At 70.8% G+C, this 16,708-nt stretch carries 12 protein-coding genes; 4 read left to right on the top strand and 8 right to left on the bottom strand.

What is annotated here, in order from left to right:
- Positions 1-53 precede the first annotated feature (53 nt).
- The 3 genes from DVS28_RS07995 (at position 54) to DVS28_RS07985 (ending at position 1,923) form a co-directional block, all read left to right on the top strand.
- Complete coding sequence (locus DVS28_RS07995) at positions 54-452, top strand: VOC family protein (RefSeq protein WP_114594049.1); 399 nt, start codon at positions 54-56, stop codon at positions 450-452.
- Complete coding sequence (locus DVS28_RS07990) at positions 449-865, top strand: nuclear transport factor 2 family protein (protein ID WP_114591000.1); 417 nt, start codon at positions 449-451, stop codon at positions 863-865. The genes DVS28_RS07995 and DVS28_RS07990 overlap by 4 nt, the downstream gene beginning before the upstream one ends.
- A 110-nt stretch (positions 866-975) precedes the next feature.
- The gene (locus tag DVS28_RS07985) at positions 976-1,923 is read left to right on the top strand and encodes an acyl-ACP desaturase (protein WP_114590999.1); all 948 of its coding nucleotides are present in this window, start codon (positions 976-978) and stop codon (positions 1,921-1,923) included.
- Here the strand turns inward: DVS28_RS07985 and DVS28_RS07980 are convergent.
- The 4 genes from DVS28_RS07980 to DVS28_RS07965 are packed head-to-tail and all read right to left on the bottom strand — an operon-like array spanning position 1,920 to position 8,260.
- The gene (locus tag DVS28_RS07980) at positions 1,920-4,277 is read right to left on the bottom strand and encodes a putative bifunctional diguanylate cyclase/phosphodiesterase (RefSeq protein ID WP_114590998.1); all 2,358 of its coding nucleotides are present in this window, start codon (positions 4,275-4,277) and stop codon (positions 1,920-1,922) included. The genes DVS28_RS07985 and DVS28_RS07980 overlap by 4 nt on opposite strands.
- Positions 4,270-5,463 (bottom strand): FIST signal transduction protein, encoded by a 1,194-nt coding sequence (locus tag DVS28_RS07975; protein WP_114590997.1) that lies wholly within the window; start codon positions 5,461-5,463, stop codon positions 4,270-4,272. Before DVS28_RS07975 ends, DVS28_RS07980 begins: the two co-directional genes overlap by 8 nt.
- A gap of 60 nt (positions 5,464-5,523) precedes the next feature.
- Positions 5,524-6,150 carry a TetR/AcrR family transcriptional regulator gene (locus DVS28_RS07970; protein ID WP_114590996.1) on the bottom strand — a complete coding sequence of 209 codons (627 nt, stop codon included), beginning with the start codon at positions 6,148-6,150 and terminating at the stop codon, positions 5,524-5,526.
- A gap of 4 nt (positions 6,151-6,154) precedes the next feature.
- Positions 6,155-8,260, bottom strand: coding sequence for a prolyl oligopeptidase family serine peptidase (locus DVS28_RS07965; protein ID WP_114590995.1), 2,106 nt, complete (start codon positions 8,258-8,260; stop codon positions 6,155-6,157).
- Positions 8,261-8,433: 173 nt separating this feature from the next.
- Here DVS28_RS07965 and DVS28_RS07960 point away from each other — a divergent pair, with 173 nt between their 5' ends.
- Positions 8,434-12,561 carry an ExeM/NucH family extracellular endonuclease gene (locus DVS28_RS07960; RefSeq protein ID WP_114590994.1) on the top strand — a complete coding sequence of 1,376 codons (4,128 nt, stop codon included), beginning with the start codon at positions 8,434-8,436 and terminating at the stop codon, positions 12,559-12,561.
- A gap of 63 nt (positions 12,562-12,624) precedes the next feature.
- Here the strand turns inward: DVS28_RS07960 and DVS28_RS07955 are convergent, their stop codons facing one another.
- The 4 genes from DVS28_RS07955 to DVS28_RS07935 form a co-directional block, all read right to left on the bottom strand.
- Positions 12,625-13,353: an RsmE family RNA methyltransferase gene (locus DVS28_RS07955; RefSeq protein WP_114590993.1), complete on the bottom strand. Its 729-nt coding sequence runs from the start codon at positions 13,351-13,353 to the stop codon at positions 12,625-12,627.
- Entirely contained in the window at positions 13,350-14,480 is a 1,131-nt protein-coding gene (gene dnaJ, locus DVS28_RS07950; RefSeq protein ID WP_425461048.1) for a molecular chaperone DnaJ, read from the bottom strand. The genes DVS28_RS07955 and dnaJ overlap by 4 nt, the downstream gene beginning before the upstream one ends.
- Before the next feature lie 3 nt (positions 14,481-14,483).
- On the bottom strand, positions 14,484-15,626 hold the full coding sequence (gene hrcA, locus DVS28_RS07945; RefSeq protein ID WP_164710155.1) for a heat-inducible transcriptional repressor HrcA: 1,143 nt from the start codon (positions 15,624-15,626) through the stop codon (positions 14,484-14,486).
- A gap of 569 nt (positions 15,627-16,195) precedes the next feature.
- The gene (locus DVS28_RS07935) at positions 16,196-16,666 is read right to left on the bottom strand and encodes a hypothetical protein (RefSeq protein ID WP_114590989.1); all 471 of its coding nucleotides are present in this window, start codon (positions 16,664-16,666) and stop codon (positions 16,196-16,198) included.
- Positions 16,667-16,708: the final 42 nt, after the last annotated feature.

Below are 16,708 nucleotides of genomic sequence, written 5' to 3'. Positions count from 1 at the left end.
GGTCTATCGTGCGCGGTGACCACGGCAACTCCACCCCCGAACAAGGACGTCCCGTGCGCATCACCGAATCAGCGGTCTCGCTCAACGTTGCTGACGAAGGCGCCTCTGCCGACTTCCTCCGACGGCACTTCGGCTTCCGGGAGGTCATGCGCCAGGACGGATTCGTTTCCCTCGCCCGGGACGACGCCGGCTTCAACGTCATCTACCTGCGCACCGGCCTCTCGACGTTCAGGCCGCCCGAGACCGCTGGCCACTGCGGCGGGCTGCTGCTCGTCTTCGTCGTCGATGACATCGATGCGGAGTACGAGCGGATCGTGGCCGAGGGTGCCCCGGTCGCGGTGCCCATCGAGACCGAACCGTGGGGAGAGCGCTTCTTCAGCGTCTTCGACCCCAACGGCGTCACCATCCAGCTCGTCCAGTGGCTCGAGACGCCGCTATCGTCGCCGACATGACCACAGTCACCCAGTCCCCCCATCCCCTCCGCGCGCTCGTCGAGTCGGGCAACCACGAGGGCATCGAGGAGCTGCTGCACCCCGACGTGCAGTTCCGCTCCCCCGCCGTCCACACCCCCTACGAAGGACGCGAGACCTGCCTGCACCTGCTGGGCCACGTCGTGGAGGTCTTCGAGGACTTCCGCTACGTCGACCAGATCGACACGGGCAACCGCACCGGCCTGGTGTTCCGGGCCAACGTCACGGCGCCGGACGGCACGACGAAGGCCGTCGAGGGCTGGGACTACCTGACCCACGACGAGGAGGGGAAGATCACGGAGTTCGTGGTCATGGCGCGCCCCTTGAGCGGCCTGATCGCCCTGGCCCAGGCGATGGGCGCACGGCTGGAGGCCGACCCGGTGCCGAAGGGGTAGCGGCGGGGGCCGGCTTCACCATCGGACAGTTCCGGTAGAAACCTACGCTCGCGTAACCTACGCTTGCGTAACCTACTGGAACGCACGCTCCCGCCGACAAGGATTCTCCGATGGCCACCCCCACACGTCTGACCGACGCCGAGCTGCTCAGCGAGCTGGAGCCGCGGGCCGAGGCCTACCTCAACCGCCACATGGACATGGTCGAGATGTGGTACCCCCACGACTACGTCCCCTATGGCGACGGCCGCGACTTCGAGTCCGAGCCCTGGACCCCCGACCAGCCCACCCTGACCGGCGTCGCCCGGACGGCCTTCTTCGTCAACCTCATGACGGAGGACAACCTGCCCTCCTACCACCGCGAGATCTACGCCATGTTCGGCAAGAAGGACTCGGCGTGGATGACGTGGGTGCACCGCTGGACCGCTGAGGAGGGCCGCCACTCCATCGTCCTGCGCGACTACCTGGTGCTGACCCGCCAGGAGGATCCCAAGAAGCTCGAGGACGGGCGCATGTCAGTGATGGAGGAGGGCTACGAGAAGGACGGCAAGAACACCCTTCGCGGCATGGCCTACGTGTCCTTCCAGGAGCTGGCCACCCGGGTGGCCCACCGCAACACGGGCCGCTACTCCAAGGACCCCGTGGCCGACCGCATCATGGAGCGGATCTCCAAGGACGAGAACCTCCACATGATCTTCTACCGGGACATGCTCAACGACGCCAAGCACGTGGATCCCAACGGCGTGGTCGAGGCCGTCGCCGACGAGGTCATCGGCTTCCAGATGCCCGGCGCCGGCATGCCCGACTACAACCGCATGGCCATGCAGATCGCGATCGCGGGGATCTACGACCTCCGCGTCCACCACGACGACATCGTGTGGCCGATCCTGCGCAAGCTCGGGATCTTCGAGATGGAGGGGCTGGACGCCGCCGCGGAGAAGCGCCGCCAGGAGCTGGCCGACTTCATGGCCGCCCTGGACGGCATGGCGACCCAGTTCGAGGAGAAGCGCGCCGCCAAGGCCGCCAAGGCCGCCGCGCGCGAGCAGCAGCTCGTCAGCTAGGAGTCCACGGAGTCGGGGTCGTCGTGGGTCCGCACGGCGACCGGCGCCCCCTCCGGTGGCAGCAGGGCGATCACCTGGTCGGGTGGGGTCGGGTGGGCCAGCAGGTAGCCCTGCGCCAGCCGACAGCCGAGCTCGGCCAGGCGTGTCAGCTGTTCGTCGGTCTCCACGCCCTCGGCCACGACCTCGAGGTCCATCGCGTTGGCGAGGCCGATGATCGCCTGCACGATCGCCAGGTCCGCCCGGTCGGTGACGAGCCCGGCGGTGAACGAACGGTCGATCTTGATCTCGTCGACCGGGAACCGCTTGAGGTAGGACAGCGAGGAGTAGCCGGTCCCGAAGTCGTCGATGGACAGCCGGACCCCGAGCGCTCGCAGCGCACGCAGCGTTGCTTCGGTCGCGTCGATGTCGTCGAGCAGCACGCTCTCGGTGATCTCCAGCCCGAGGCACTCCGCCGGTAGTCCGGAGGCCTCGAGCACCGTGGCGATGGAGGCGACGAGCGACGCGTCACCGAACTGGCGAGCCGAGAGGTTCACGCTGACCCTGAGGTCGGCCAGGCGAGGGTCCTCCGCCCGCCAGCGGGCAACCTGACGGCAGGCACGCCGCAGGACCCAGAGGCCGATGGGGATGATCAGCCCCACCTCCTCCGCCAGGGGAATGAAGCGGTCCGGTGGGACCATGCCGACGTCCGGCCGTTCCCAGCGGACCAGGGCTTCCACCCCGACGGGGGAGGGTTGGCCGAGCCGGTAGACGGGTTGGTAGTGGACCCGCAGCTCGTCACGGGCGATCGCCCGCCGCAGCGACTGCTCGGTCTCCACGCGGTCCAGCAGCTGGGTGTGCATCGCGCGGTCGAAGACCTCGATGCGTGCACGGCCTCGTTGCTTGGCCCGGTACATCGCCACGTCGGCGTCCCGCAGGACCTCGCCGGCGTCCCGACCGTCGGCAGCGACGGTGACCCCGACGCTTGCGGTGATGACGATCTCGCGGTCCTCCCCGACCTCCAGCGGTCGTGATACCGCCCTGGTGATCCGTTCGGCCATGCGGCGGGCCTCGTCGCGCTGGAGGTTCTCGGCCACCACCACGAACTCGTCGCCAGCCAGCCGGCCCACGAGGTCCCCGGGGCGAACACACGCACGCAGGCTCTGGGCCACCCCGACGAGCACCCGGTCCCCCACCGTGTGGCCGAAGCTGTCGTTGACGCTCTTGAAGCGGTCGAGGTCGACGAACAGGACGGTGACGTCGTGGCCACGTCCTTCGTAGAGGACCATCTCGAGGTGCTCGCTGACCAGGGAACGGTTGGCCAGCCCCGTGAGGCCGTCGTGGTTGGCCCGGTGCACGGCTTCCCCGTACGCGGTTCGCATCGCCTCCATGGCGCTGGCGTCGTTCAGCGCCATCGACACGTGACCGGCGAAGGAGTCCAGGACGTTGCGTGTGCTCGCCCCGTAGGTGCGTCGTCGACGGCTGGCCACCACGAGGCAGCCGATCACCCGACCGTCCTGCTGCACCGGGGCCGCCATCGCGGACCTGACGCCCAGGGACTCGATGTCGGGCGCCCGGAACGTCGAGGCCCCGTAGTCCTCCACCGCCACGATCTGCTCGCTGCGGATCGCTTGGCCGACGAGCCCCACATCGGCGGCTCGGTGCATGCCGATGACGTGTTCGCGTCCGGGTCGCCCGACCGAGGCGGCGAGGCGCAGCACGGACCGGTCGTCGGGTTCGAGCAGGCGCAGCACCGCGATCTCGTGGTCCAGCACCTGGGCGGCACCCTCGGCGATGAGGTCGAAGACCGTCTGCAGGGGCTTGCGCTGCAGGATGCTGCGCTCGATCACGCCGAGGCGTTCGAGCAGCTGCTGTCGTCGCTGGAGCTGCAGGAGCAGGCCGCGGTTCTCCGCGGCCGTCGCTTCGGTCCGGTGGCGGAGCGTCCGCTCGACCTCCAGGGCTCGCAGCGGGCGCAACGCCAGGGCGAGCACCCCGCCGAGCATGTCCAGCAGGGCGACGTCCTGCGCCCCGAACGGGGCCGCGGTGCGCATGACCAGCAGGCGCAGCCGCTCGTCGTCGACCGGCACGTCCACACGGGCGACGTGACAGCGGCCGGTGCCCGGCACGTCCACGGTCGAGGCGTCGTCGCCAGCGATCGCCACCAGCATCTCGGCGGGTTCGCGTCCACGACGGAACCCAACGGATGCCAGCACCCGGCCAGCCCTCGTGATGGCGGCGAACTCCGACTCGACGGCGATCGCGGACCGCTGGACGGCGCCGGCGAGCGCCGACTCCTCGTCGAGGTAGGACCCGACAGCGGCGAGGAACCCGGCCAGCTGCTGGGCCGTCCAGTCCGGACGGGGCGCGACGTCACCCAAGCGCCAGCACCACCAGCGAATGGTTCAGGTACCCATGGATGCCCGAAAGCCGCCCGAACTCCCCGTAGCTGTAGACACCGCAGACGGGTCCGCCGACGGCGGCATCGAGCAACGCACCTTCCTGTCGGACGCCCTCGGGGCCGAGCACTTGGTGCCGGGCGACACAGTCGAAGGCGACGACGGCCGACGGGTGGTCATCGGGGAAGGGGTCGAGCGCGCCGGCCAGCGCGCTGGAGGTGGCGCCGAGCACGGCGTGTCGGTCGCTCTCCATCACCCAGGCCTGTCCGCCCGCCGGGACGGCCGCCGCGATCTGCAGCGTGCGTGCGTCGAAGTCCGCGGCAGCGACGTGGCGGACCGCCTCTCCCGTCCGCTGCGGCAGGCCGAGGGGCCGGGTCATGGCCCAGCTGCTGAACGCGTCGGGATCGTGTCGTACGGCGTCGGGGGCGTCGGTGATGTCGAGGTAGACGTCGAGCGCAGGGCGGCCGTCGAGCAGCTCGACGACGACGCCGGTGCTGCGAGTGACCTCCACCGGCCCGTGGGCCCGGTGGCACCCGTGGCCCTGGCCGACGCCGAGCGGCCCGTCGGAGGAGATCGCGGCCGCCACGACCGCGCCGGTCACGAGGTGATCGTCGTGCAGCTGTGCGCTTCCCGGGAGGACCGAGCCCCAGCCGAGGCCCCCGCCGACGATCGGCACGTCGGCCCCGGCCACGCGGTACGCACCGAACACGAGCTCGTCGGCCGGCTGGATCCCGCCATCGGCAACGAGGAGCAGCACGGTGCTGCCCTTCTCCTCGACCTCGTCCAGGCACGAGGCCACTGCCTCGCCTGCGTCGGCGACGTCACTGCCGACCAGGGCGGATGCGGTTGCCACGGAGAATCCGTCACCACCGAGCGCGGTGACGCTGACCCCATGACCCGAGGCGTGGTCGGGGGCGACCAGCCCGTCGCTGGCCCCGCCGATCAGCGGGGCCGAGGGCACGACGTCCCTGACGCCGGCCAGCACCCGGTCACCCTCCAGCGAGGCATCCCAGAACACGATCAGCAGCGCCGGATCCGAGCCCCTGACCGCATCCAGGGTGGCGTCGCGCGCGGCTGTCCGAGCGTCAGCGTCGTCACCACGTCCCACCCCGACCCACCGGTTCGACGGCAGGGCAAGTGGATCCGCGCGCAGGGGCAGGGGTCGCATGTTCGTCCAGATCGGCAGATGAAACCGGCTCGTGAGACCTGGTCCTTGTCATCTCGATGACTATTCCGACGTGGGTGTCGGCAGGTCGAGGGAGGCCACCGGGTTGGACGGCAGCCCCTTGAGGCCGTGGTAGGCCAAAGCGGTGATGTGGGCGGCGACCGTCGCCGCGTCGGGTTGCTGCACCGGTGCCCACCATGCGCCGACATGTGCCACCATCCCGACCAGCCCGCCGGCGTAGATGATCGCGCTGTCGGGGTCCAGGCCGCTGCGGACGAAGAAGTCCTGCAGCACCCCTTCGGCCTTGGCGGCGATGTCGGCAAGCAGACCGCCGATGCCGCCGGTGCCGAGGCTGGACGGGGAGTCGCGGGTAAGGACCCGGAAGCCGTCGGGGTCCTCCTCGATGTAGTGCAGGAACGCCATGGCCGAGGCGTGGACCATCTGCCGTCCGCCCGCCTCGCCGTGGATGTAGGAGGTGATCTTGTCCAGCAGGCGCGTCGACTCGCGGTCGACGACGACGGCGTAGATCCCTTCCTTGCCGCCGAAGTGTTCGTACAGGACGGGCTTGGACACCCCCGCGCGTGCGGCGATCTCCTCCACCGTCGCGCCGTCGTAGCCCAGCTCGGCGAAGACGGCCTTGGCGACCCCCACCAGCTGGTCGCGTCGCTCCCGGGCGGTCATGCGTGCCATGGCCTCAGCCCTCCGCGTGTCGGGTGATGGGCCGCCCGTCGCCGGAACCCGACACGGCCGTGGGGTGGCCGGCCGGGTCACCGAGGTGGTGGACGAGGAAGGCCAGGACGTCGGCCCGGGCATCGATCACCTTGGACGTGGGCGTCCCGGCGCCGTGGCCGGCCCGTGTGTCGATCCGCGCCAGCACCGGGTTGTCGCACCCCTGGGCGCGCTGCATCGCGGCGGTGAACTTGAAGGAGTGGGCCGGCACGACCCGGTCGTCGCGGTCGGCGGTGGTGACCAGCGTCGGTGGGTAGCAGGCGCCCTCGGCAATCGTGTGCAGGGGCGACATCCTGTGGATGCGCGGGAAGTCCTCGGGGTCGTCGGGGTCGCCGTAGTCGCTGGTCCACCCCCACCCGATGGTGAACCGGTGGAACCGCAGCAGGTCCAGCACGCCCACCTCGGGCACGCAGGCCCCGAAGGCCTCGGGCGCCCGGATCATGCTGGCCGCAGCGGTCAGCCCGCCGTTGGAGCCGCCGGTGATCGCCAGCTGGGGGGACGTCGTCCATCCCTCGTCCACCAACCAGGAGGCGCAGGCAAGGGCGTCGTCGAAGGTGTGGTGCTTCTGGTCGAGCCGTCCGGCGTCGTGCCACGCGCGTCCGTACTCCGCCCCGCCCCGGAAGCAGCCGACGGCGATGATGCCGCCCCGCTCCAGCCATGCGGTCCACCACAGCCGGAACTCGGGGGTCAGCGGGATGCCGAACCCGCCGTAGCCGTAGAGGATCGTCGGTCGGGGGCCGGTCGCATCGGCGCCTCGGACGAGGAACATCGGCACGACGGCGCCGTCGGTCGACGGGACCATGACGCGTTCGGTGACCGCATCCGGCACGCCTGCCGGCGACGGGATGACCTCCTGCAGGACCGGCGGGTCGGCGGTCAGGTCCAGCCGATGCACCCCGGCGGCGCTGGTGAAGGAGGAGAGGGAGAGGTGGACGGCCGTGTCGTCGCGACGTCCGGTGATGCTGCCGACGCTCGCGAGGTCCGGCAGCTCGACGACGGTCGCCCGGCCACCGTCGCGGTCGTGGACGGCCAGCTCGTGCACGGCGTCGACCAGACGGACGACGACGAAGCGTCCTCCGACCCAGCGGACCGCGACGAGCACCTCGGGACGTTCGGGCAGCACCTCGGTGCGGCGAGCGGGGTCGTTCGCGTCGACGGCCAGCAGTCGGCCAGCGGGTGCGCCGGCATCGGTCCGGACGAACATGGTGTCGCCGTCGTTGCCCACGACGCCGTACTCGCCGTCGAAGTCGTCGAGCCACGGGCGGATGTCCGGCTGCGCGGGGTCACCGTCGAGGGATGCGAGGTGCAGGCGGGTGCGTGGCTCGGTGCCCTGCCAGATCGTGACGACCAGCCAGCGTCCGTCCTCGGTCACCGTGGGCGAGAACCCCCATTCGGGTTCGTCGTCGCGACGGTGCACGACGGGGTCGGGGCCGTCGTCGCCGAGTCGGTGGAGGCGCAGCTGGTGGTGGGTGTTGGTGGCCGCCATCTCCGTGCCGGCCGCGGGTGGGTCGTAGGCGCCGTAGAAGAAGCCGCTGGAGTCCGGCAGCCAGGCGGCGCTGGCGAACTTCGCCCACCGGACCTCGTCCGGCAGGTCCGTGCCGGTTGCAACGTCGCGGACGTGCCAGGTGATCCAGTCCGACCCGCCGTCGGAGGTGCCGTAGGCCAGCAGCCGGCCGTCGGGGCTGAGCGCCACGTCGGCGAGGGAGACCGTGCCGTCCTCGCTGAGCTCGGTGGGGTCCAGCAGGACGCGACCCTCGGCGTCGGGGGCGTCGGCGGTCCACAGGACCGGCTGCTCCTGGACGCCGCTGTTGCGCATCTGCAGCCAGGTGTCGCCGCGGTGCCAGGGCACGCCGAGCTTGGGGTGGTCCCACACTGCCGCGAGCCGTTCGCGCAGCTCGCCCCGTTGTGGGATGTCGGCCAAGTGGGCGTCGGTGACGGCCTTCTGCGCCGCCACCCATTCGGCGACCTCCGGGGACTCCTGGTCCTCCAGCCACCGGTAGGGGTCGGCAACGCTGACCCCGTGGATCACGTCGACGACCGTCTCGTCACGGCGGGTGGCGGGTGCAGGCATGGGGCCATCCTGCCCGATGGGTGGACCGGGCACCGACGGCGAGCCTCGTCACACCCCGGCCACAGGATGTTCACGGCACCGGCACCCCCGGTGTTCACCCGCGTCGCCGGCAGGGTTGCTAGCGTCCCCCGACACCGCTTCACCCCCCACTCGTCGATCCACCTGGAGCTTCCATGTCACTCCGTCGCCCACTCGTCCTCCTCGCGTTGCTGGCGTTGGTCGCCAGCCTCCTCGCCCTGACCCCCGCAGCGGCGGCTCGGGCGGCAGTCGTCCCCGTGATCAACGAGTTCGTCGCCAACCACACCGGCACCGACTCAGAGGCGTTCATCGAGGTGCTCGGCCCCCCGTCCACGGATCTGTCCGCCCTCACGCTGCTGGAGATCGACGGCGACGGTGGCAGCACCGGGGTCATCGACTACGCCGAGACGCTCGGCTCGACCGATGCCAACGGCTACTGGTTGTCCACCGAGGACACCGAGAACGGCACCCTCACGCTGCTCCTCGTCGAGGGCTTCAGCGGCGCGGTCACAACTGACCTGGACCTCGACGACGACGGCACACTGGACGCCACGCCCTGGACCAACATCCTGGACGAGGTGGCCGTCACCGACGGGGATGGCGGCGACCAGACCTACGGCATTCCTGCCCTGGACGCCTCCCTGGAGGGCAGCAGTGGCTTCTCCCCCGGCGGTGCGTCCCGCATTCCCAACGGCACCGACACCGACGTGGCCGCGGATTGGGTCCGCAACGACTTCGACGGCGCCGGCTTCCCCGGGTTCCCCGGCACGCCCGACGACGGCGAAGCGCTGAACACGCCGGCGGCTGCGAACGTCATCATCGGCGGGCCGTCGTTCACCATCAACGAGGTCGATGCTGACACTCCCAGCACCGATGTCGCCGAGTTCGTCGAGATCTACGACGGCGGCGCCGGCACGTCGTCGCTGGACGGCCTGGTGGTGGTCCTCTTCAACGGCAGCAACGACACCTCCTACGCAGCCTTCGACCTCGACGGGTTGTCCACCGACGCCGACGGCTTCTTCGTGATCTGCGGAGACGCGGCGAACGTGGCCAACTGCGACCTCGACGTGACCCCGGACCAGGACCTCGTCCAGAACGGGGCCGACGCCGTGGGGCTCTTCGCAGCCGATGCCACCGACTTCCCCAACGGCACGGCGGTGACCGCCACCGACATCGTCGATGCGGTGGTGTACGACACCAACGATGCCGACGACAGCGGCCTGATCGATGTCCTCACCCCCGGCCAGCCACAGGTCAACGAGGACGGCAACAGCGACAAGGACAACCACAGCAACTCGCGCTGCCCGGACGGCGGAACGGCGCTCGAGACCGGCACCTACACCCAGGTCGTCGGGTCGCCCGGTGCGCCCAACGCCTGCACCCCTCCTCCGGTCCAGACCGTTCTGATCAGCGAGGTGCAGGGCAACGGCGCCGCCTCTCCCCTCGACGGCCAGGCGGTCACGGTCACCGCGATCGTGACGGCGCTGTTCGAGGACGACGACGCCGTCGAGGGCTTCTTCCTGCAGGAGGAGGACGCCGACGCCGACGCCGACGCGACCACCTCCGAGGGTGTCTTCGTCTACTGCGAAACCTCCTGCCCCGCGCCGCTCGCCGTCGGTGACCAGGTCACGGTCAGCGGAATGGCCGACGAGTTCTTCGGCATGACCCAGGTCAACGCCACCGGCGCGACCGACGTCGTCATCGACTCCAGCGGCAACCCGCTGCCCACGGCCGTCGACGTGGCGCTGCCCGCGGGCGGCCCGACCAACGCCGAGGCCACCTTCGAGGCGGTCGAGGGCATGGTCGTGACCTTCCCGACCACCCTGGCGGTCAGCGAGTACTTCGAGCTGGCCCGCTACGGCCAGCTGGTGCTGACCGAGACCTCCCGCCCCTACCAGTTCACCCACGACAACGCGCCGAGCGTGGCGGGCTACGCCGCGTTCGTCGACGAGCTCGCCGCCCGCCGGATCATCCTCGACGACAACAACAACGACCAGAACGACGCCACGACCGGGGCCACCGACGAGGCCTACCCGTACCCCTCGGCGGCCTGGCCCACCGGTGGCCTATCCCTGGCCACACCGGTCCGCGGCGGCGACACCGTCAACGGCCTGACCGGTGTCATGCACTGGTCGTTCGCTGGCCAGTCCGGTACCGACGCCTGGCGCGTCCGCCCGATCGACGGCCTGGACTACACCTTCGACTCCACGTCGGCCCGCACGGCCGTCCCGGACCCCGTCGGTGGTGACCTGACGGTCGCCAGCTTCAACGTCCTCAACTACTTCGAGACGATCGACGTCACGAGCAGCAACAGCTCCGGCGACTGCGGCCCGAGCGGCACGATGGACTGCCGCGGTGCGGACTCCGCAGCCGAGCTGCAGCGCCAGCAGGACAAGATCGTCGCTGCCCTCGCCGCGATCGACGCCGACGTGGTCGGCCTCGTCGAGATCGAGAACAGCGCCACCGCGGTCCAGCACCTCGTCGACGGCCTCAACGCCGCCATGGGGGCAGGCACCTACGCACAGGTGGACACCGGCACCATCGGCACCGATGCGATCAAGGTCGGGTTCATCTACAAGCCCGCGACCGTGACCGCGACCGGCGCGTACGCGATCCTGGACTCCACCGTCGACGCGCGGTTCGTCGACAGCAAGAACCGCCCGACCCTCATCCAGACCTTCACCGAGAACGCCTCCGGCGAGGTGTTCACCGCCGCGGTCAACCACCTGAAGTCCAAGGGCTCGGACTGCAGCGACATCGGCGAGGACGAATCGGCCCTCGACGGGCAGGGCAACTGCTCGGAGACCCGCGACGACGCCGCCGCGGCGCTGGCGGACTTCCTGGCCACCGACCCCACGGGCAGCGGTGACGACGACGTGCTCGTCCTCGGCGACCTGAACGCCTACCGGATGGAGGACGCGATCACCACGCTGGAGGCCGCTGACTACACCGACCTGGCCGAGGCGTTCGTCGGGCCCGACGCCTACAGCTACGTCTTCGACGGCCAGCTGGGCTACCTCGACTACGCGATGGCCAACAGCTCCCTCGCCGCCCAGGTGACCGGAGCGACCGAATGGCACATCAACGCCGACGAGGTTCCGCTGCTGGACTACAACGACGACTTCAAGGACATCGGGGAGGCCAGCTTCGAGCGGGAGTCCGCCGCCCAGCCGATCTACGCCCCCGATGCCTATCGGGCGTCCGACCACGACCCCGTGGTCGTCGGCCTGGACCTCTCCACCCGTGGGAGCGGCGGCGGCAACCCAGGAACCCCCACGGAGCCACCCACCGAGGAGCCCACCGAGCCGCCGACGGATGACCAGTCGATCCGTGAGCAGTGTGCCGACGACGCGACCTGCACGTCGGTGACGGTGTCCCAGCAGACCTTCGTCGACGGCACTCGTTCGTTGTTCCAGCAGATCGTCCCGGCGGCCGTGGCCACCGAGGCGCTGCTGGCCAGCGACACCGTCTTCGCCGACGCGCTGGCCTCTGGTGCCCTGCAGGACACCCGGCCGCTGCTGCTGAACGACCCCGACGCCCTCGAGGACGAGGTGCTGGAGGAGATCCAGCGGCTCGGCGTGGGCGCCGTCTGGATCCTCGGCGGCGTCGACGCCGTCGGTCAGGACGTCGAGGACGCCCTGGCCGCGGAAGGCCTCGACGTCCGTCGCATCGCCGGGCCGACCCGTCTGGAGACCGCCCAGGCGGTGGCCGAGCTGGTGGGTACCGCCCAGCCGCTCCTGGCCCGTGCCTTCCCCGGCGACGGTGACGCCACGCAGGCGTTCGCCGACTCCCTGGCCGCCGGTGGCTGGGCTGCCGACGGTGGCCGCTCGGTCCTGCTGTCGCAGACCGAGATGCTGAGTGACTCCACCGCAGCGCACCTGGAGGCGTCCATCGCCAGCGAGGCCACGTTGGTCGGTGGCCCTGCCGCCCTGGCCGACGCGGTCCTCGACGCGGTGCGCAGCCTGGGCTTCACCAGCGACCGGGTCGCTGGTGACAACCGCTTCGCCACGGCCGCGCGGATCGCGGCCGAACGCGGCTTCGGTCCCGACCGCATGGCCGACACCGTCATCATCAGCGAGGGGCAGGCCGACGACGCGTGGGAGGGTGGCTTCACGGCCGCGGCTCCGGCTGCGGTGTTCGACGCGCCGATCCTGCTGGCCAACGGCGACGACCTGCCGCCGGAGACCCTGGCGGCCCTGGCCGACATGGTCGAGGCCGACGCCGACGTCATGTGCCTGGCAGCTGCCGCGGCGTGCGAGGCGGCGATCGAGGCCATCGGCTGACCCCCAGCCTGCCGGATCACGTGGCCCCTCCCTCCTCGGGAGGGGCCACGGCCGTTTCCTTGGTCAGCCCATCCGGTCCAGCAGATGGGCGACGAGGCTGGCCCCGACCACCCCGGCGGTCTCGGTGCGCAGGATCGTCGAGCCCAGGGCACACGGGGTCAGGCCGCTGGCCTGGACCTCGCTCGGTCCGAACCCGCCCTCCGGCCCGACGGCCACGACGATCTCCTCGGCGTCGGGCAGCGCACGGACCGCCTCTGACAGCGACGTGGTGGCCTCCTCCCACAGCACCACGCCCACTGCCCCTTCCACGGGCCACACCCCGATCGGATCGATGACGGGAAGGCGGGGACGGCGCGACTGCTGGGCCGCCGACCGGGCGATGGCCTCCCAGCGTTCCTGCAGGCGGTCGGCCTTGCCGTCGGGGCGCTTGACGGTCCGGTCCGACACGACGGGACGGATCCGGTCGACACCGACCTCGGTGAGGCGTTGCACGACCTCCTCCATCTTCTTGCCCTTGGGGAGGCTCTGGACGACGCACAGGCTGGGTGCCGGCCGCGCCAGGTGGTACCGCTGGCCGATCCGTACCGTCACCGATCGGCGGTCGACCGCCTCGACCTCGGCCGCGAACACCGCGCCGGTGTTGTCGGCAAGGCTCAGCGGCTGACCGGCCCGCACACGGAGGACGCCGGCCAGGTGGTGGCCCTCGTCGCCGTCGACGACGACCCGGTCGGCATCACCGAACGGCGCGACGAAGACGTGATGACCGCGGGTGGGCAGGCCCGGCCTGGTCACCCGCCGAACGCGTCGCGAAGGCGTCCGAAGAAGCCCCGACCGCCGGACTGCTCGTCGACGTGCTCGCCGCGCCGCTGGGCCATCGCCTTCAGCAGCTCGCGGTCGTCGTGGTCGAGGTTGCGGGGCGTCTCGACACGGCAGTGCACGAACAGGTCACCGCGCTGGTGGCCGTCCATGCCCAGGCGCGGCATGCCCTTGCGCTTGAGCGTGATGACGTCGCCGAACTGGGTGCCACCGGGGACGGCGACTTCCTCGTGCCCGTGGAGGGTCTCGAGGTCGAGCTTGGTCCCGAGGGCCGCCTGGAGCATGGAGATCCGCAGCTCGCAGTGCAGGTCGTCGCCGTCGCGGGTGAACACGTCGTGGGGTTCGACGTTGACGCGGACGTAGAGGTCGCCGGCCGCCCCGCCGTTGCGACCGGCCTCGCCGCGGCCCGTCAGGCGGACGCGTCGACCGTCGTCGATGCCCACGGGTACGGGGATGGTCAACGTCTCGGTGGTCTGCTGGCGCCCGTCGCCACGGCAGTCGCGGCAGGGGTCGGCCACGGTCTTGCCGGTGCCCTGGCAGTCGGGGCAGGTCGTCTGGGTCAACATCTGCCCGAAGATCCCGTTGCGGACCCGCTGCACCGCCCCCTGGCCACGGCAGGTGCTGCACGTGACGGGCCGGGACCCGTCGGCCGCACCGGTGCCGGCACAGGTCGAGCAGGTGCGGTTGAGGGTGACCTCGACCTCCTTCTCCACGCCCATGGCGGCTTCCTGGAGGGTCACGGTCACATCGACGATGGCGTTCCGGCCGCTGCCGGAGGCGTCCTGGCGGGCGCTCGTGCCACCGGCCCGGGGACCGAAGAAGGCGTTGAGGAGGTCCGACAGGTCACCGAAGCCGGCGAACGGGTCGCCGCCGCCCATGCCCCCGCCCGGTCCACGCGGGTCGCCGAAGCGGTCGTAGTTGGCGCGGGCCTGCGGGTTCTTCAGCACCTCGTAGGCGGCGGAGAGCTCCTTGAAGGCCTCCTCCTCGCCACCCTGGTCGGGGTGCAGCTCACGCGCCTTGCGGCGGTAGGCCTTCTTGATGTCTGCGTCGGTGGCGTCCTTGGACACCCCGAGCACGTCGTAGAGATCACGCACGGTCGGCATCATTCATCGCTGTTCGTCGGGTGCGGAAAGGTTGGTCGCCCGAAGGCGGTCCGCCGTTCGCGAGGGGCCGGTGCCGGTCATGCCGGCGATGGCCCGCTCCAAGGTGTCGGCGACCGCCCGGACGGCGCCGAGGGTGGCGCGGTAGTCCATGCGGCTGGGGCCCAGCACCCCGATCTGGCCGGCGGACTCGCTGGGGGCATCGTAGGAGGACGCCACGATCGCGCAGGCCTCGAGCTCGCGCAGCGGCAGCTCGGCCCCGATGCGGACACCGGGGTCGGCATCGGCCAGGGCGTCCTGCAGGACCTGCAGCACGACGACCTGTTCCTCCAGCGTCTCGTAGACCCGCTTGACCTGCTCCAGCCGGGCGAACTGTCCTTCGGCGGCGAGGGCGGAGGTCCCGCCGACGAAGAGGCCACGGGACCGCGTGTCGGGGTCTGCCACGCCGGAGCGGACGGCCTCGGCGACTCGCTCGATGAGCTCGGTCAGCTCGCTGGGCGCACCGGCGGACAGGCCCGAGATGGCGTCGGGGGCGTCGTGCCCACGAAGACCGGTCGCCGCGGCGTTGATCGCGTGGCGTGCCCGCTGCACGTCGACCTCGGCCAGGGGCTCGGCCAGCTCGACCATCCGCTTGGTCACGCGGCCGGTGTCGGCGATGGCCACGGCCAGGATCGTCGCCGGGGCCAGCTGGACCAGCTCGATGTGCTTCAGGCGCGAGCGGTCCAGTCGAGGAGCGGCCACCAACCCGGCGAAGCGGGTCAGCCGTGACAGGGCCGTCGTGGCCTTGTGCAGCAGGTCCTCGAGGTCGGTGGCACCTGCGAGCAGGTCATCGAGCAGCGCGACCTGTTCGGCTGACACGTCGGGGTCGGCGCTGGTCTGGCCGCGGAGGGCATCGACGAAGAAGCGATACCCCTTGTCGGTGGGGATCCGTCCGGCGGAGGTGTGCGGGTGGGAGATGTAGCCCGCTTCCTCCAGGGCCGCCATCTCGTTGCGGACCGTTGCCGACGACACCGACAGGCCGGCCTCGTCGACGACGCTCCGCGATCCGACCGGTTCCCCCACCCGGACGTAGGCACGCACGACCGCGAGCAGGACGGCGGCCTTGCGCTCGTCCAGCTCCGGTGCCGCTGCTGTCGGGTCCGTTGCCACGGCCCCCAATGGTGCCACCTCCCCTCGGTCCCCTCACCGCGTCCATCGGCCGTGCGACCTGCGCACGTCACCACATCGTTTGGGCGGAGAACGACTGTGTGATCGACCGGACAATCTTACTTTGCCATCTGGATTGCTTTTGTCTAACGGGACTCGTAAGGAACGTCGATTGCAGGACGGATCACCAGCAGTGACACGCAGTCCGTCCGACGCCCGGACGTTGCGAGAATGGGGACACCATGACGACGCCGACCATGGACCGCGAGACGCCCACGATACGGATCAACCGTCGTGCAAGGTCGTCCACCGAAGCCCAGCCCTGGTTGGGCACGACAGCGGGCGTGATGGCCCTCGTGACCGTCGTGGTCGCCCGCATGCTCCAGCGCGACCCATTCCTGGAATCGGGCGCGGGGGTCTGGGCGGTACTGCTGGTCGGCCTCGTGGTCGTGCAGGCCGCCGGGGTGATGGCCAGCGAATGGAGCCGCCGCTGGGTGCTGCCCGTTCGCACCGTGCCCGTCCTCCTCGGCCTGGCGTTCCTCAGCCCGTTCACACTGGTCCTCGTGACGTTGTCAGCGGTTGCGGTGTCCACGTTCGTGCTGCGGCCCGACCGGCCGATGCGCAACATCACCGAGGCCACCTGCGGTGCCCTCACCGCGGGAATGGCCATGGCCATCTTCCGCGCGGCGGCCGCACCCGCGGATGCCTTCGCCCCGGGCACGTGGTTCGCCCTCGCCCTCGCCGGCACGTTCCTCGCGCTGTTCGACATCGCCACCGAGGCGCTGCTGCGTGCCAGCGCGGTCGAGGGCCGGGTGCGACCCGACGGTCCGCTGATGCCCTCGGCCCACGACCTGCTGGTTCTGGGGCTCGGTCTTGTCATCGGCATCAGCGCGGTCATGGCTGGCCGCGTCCACGACATCGGCGCCCTCGTCGGTGTCGTCGGAACACTCGCGTTGGTGGCGCTGTCGCTGCACCACGCCCTCGATCGGCGTCGAGAGATCGACGACCACCACGTCAAGGTCCTGCAGGACACCCTGATCCACGGCGTGTCCGACAACACCGTCGCCCGCCTCGCCGCACGCACG

Origin of the sequence: Euzebya pacifica, assembly GCF_003344865.1 — a bacterium.
GTDB lineage: Bacteria > Actinomycetota > Nitriliruptoria > Euzebyales > Euzebyaceae > Euzebya > Euzebya pacifica.
The sequence above is the reverse complement of the archived record's forward strand: the minus strand, read 5'-3'. Positions and strand labels throughout refer to the sequence as shown.